Origin of the sequence: Streptomyces sp. NPDC056361 (assembly GCF_042262805.1) — a bacterium.
Classification (GTDB): Bacteria; Actinomycetota; Actinomycetes; order Streptomycetales; family Streptomycetaceae; genus Streptomyces.
This window is the reverse complement of the sequence record NZ_JBHJQI010000307.1, coordinates 1-1,951: the sequence shown is the minus strand read 5'-3', so window position 1 is coordinate 1,951 and position 1,951 is coordinate 1. Positions and strand designations below refer to the sequence as shown.

The window sequence follows — 1,951 nt, the reverse complement described above, 5'->3', positions numbered from 1 at the left end:
GAGTGAGGAGGGCCCGGTTTCCGCTTGCTTCTTATTACCGGTGGGTAGCATGATGGGCGCCGGGGCGCGGAGCCGCTTACTTGTCCTCGGAGACCTCGGCCTCGCCGGTGACGGCCTCGACGGCCTCGGCGGCGGTCTCGACCTCGTCCTCGTCGTCCGAGAGGTCGACGACCTCGCCGTTGGTGTCGACGACCTTGGCGGCCTCGACGACGACCGCGAGGGCCTTGCCGCGGGCGACCTCGCCGACGAGCATCGGCACCTGGCCGCCCTGGGCCACGGCCTGGGCGAACTGGTCGGGGCTCATGCCGGAGGAGGCGGCACGGCGGAACAGGTGCTCGGTGAGCTCCTCGCGGGAGACGTCGAGCTTCTCCTTGTTGACGAGCTCATCGAGGATGAACTGCGTCTTGATGCCCTTCTCGGCCTGCTCCTTGGTCTCGGCCAGGAACTCTTCCTCGGTCTTGCCCTGGATCTCCAGGTACTTCGCGAGGTCGAGGCCCATCTGGCCGAGCTGGTGGTGCTCCAGGTTGTGCTTGCGGGTGTTGATCTCGTCCTCGAGAAGCTTCTCGGGCATCGGGACCTCGACCAGCTTGAGGAGCTCGTCGAGGACGCGCTCCTGGGCCTGGGTGGCCTGGTCGAACTGCTTCATGTTCTCGAGGCGCTTGCGGCTGTCGGCCTTGAGCTCGTCGAGGGTGTCGAACTCCGACGCCAGCTGGGCGAACTCGTCGTCCAGCTCGGGGAGCTCACGGGCGGCGACGGTGGTGACCTTGACGGTGACCTCCGCGTCCTTGCCCTCGGCGGAGCCGCCCTTCAGCTGCGAGGTGAAGGTGGCCTCGCCACCGGCCTCCAGGCCCTTGACGGCCTCGTCGATGCCGTCGAGGAGCTCGCCGGAACCGATGGTGTACGAGACGTCGCTGGCGACGCCGTCGGGCAGCACCTCGCCGTCGACCTTGGCCTCCAGGTCGATGGTGACGACGTCGCCGTCCTGGGCGGCGCGCTCGACCGGGGAGGTCGAGGCGAAGCGCTCGCGGAGCTGCTCCACGGACTTCTCGACGTCCTCGTCGGTGACCTCGACCGCGTCGACGGTGACCTCGATGCCGGAGTAGTCCGGGATCTCGATCGTCGGGCGGATGTCGACCTCGGCGGTGAAGGCCAGCAGCTCGCCGTCCTTCAGCTCGGTGATGTCGACCTCGGGCTGGCCCAGCGGGTTGACCTCGGCCTCGTTGACGGCCTCGGTGTAGAACTTCGGGAGCGCGTCGTTGACGGCCTCCTCCAGCACGGCGCCGCGGCCGAACCGCTGGTCGATCACGCGAGCCGGGATCTTGCCCTTGCGGAAGCCCTTGACCGTGACCTGCTGGTTGATCTTCTTGTACGCCGCGTCGAGGCTGTCCTTGAGCTCCTCGAAGGGCACCTCGACAGTGAGCCGAACCCGGGTCGGGTTCAGGGTCTCCACGGCGCTCTTCACGGTTCGGTCTCCTTGTGGCTGATTCCTGGAATCCGCCGATACCGCGTGTAGCGGCTCCGGCGGCTCGGCCCGGTCAGAAAGACACACGGGCACGCAGCTTGCATAGTAACCGCAAGCGGTATGACGCCCACAACGTGATCAAGAACGTGCGAGGTGGGCGCGTGATCGTCATGGTCGGGGTGGCGGGATTTGAACCCACGGCCTTCCGCTCCCAAAGCGGACGCGCTACCAAGCTGCGCCACACCCCGTCGGTGCGACACGTAGGGTACATGGACGGGGACTGTGCGGCGCCCCCTGTTTTCGGGGTGTGCGAAGAAGGTCCTCGACCGGCTACCATGCTCCTCGTGCCGCGGTCCTCGTGACCTGCGGCGCGACGCTGTGCGGGTGTAGCTCAATGGTAGAGCACTAGTCTTCCAAACTAGCTACGCGGGTTCGATTCCCGTCACCCGCTCCACGCAGGTCAGGGCCGGTCCGGAGACTTCTCCGGAC

General features: G+C 67.1%; 1 protein-coding gene and 2 tRNA genes. 1 reads left to right on the top strand and 2 read right to left on the bottom strand.

The genetic code is table 11. The features are described 5' to 3' along the window. Window positions 1–76: 76 nt before the first annotated feature. Window positions 77–1,462 (bottom strand): trigger factor, encoded by a 1,386-nt coding sequence (gene tig / locus ACFCY7_RS40400; protein ID WP_376491070.1) that lies wholly within the window; start codon window positions 1,460–1,462, stop codon window positions 77–79. 171 nt (window positions 1,463–1,633) lie between these two features. Then, window positions 1,634–1,710, bottom strand: a tRNA-Pro gene (locus ACFCY7_RS40395). A gap of 132 nt (window positions 1,711–1,842) precedes the next feature. Between ACFCY7_RS40395 and ACFCY7_RS40390 the strand changes: the two genes are divergently transcribed. Beyond that, window positions 1,843–1,916, top strand: a tRNA-Gly gene (locus ACFCY7_RS40390). Window positions 1,917–1,951 lie beyond the last annotated feature (35 nt).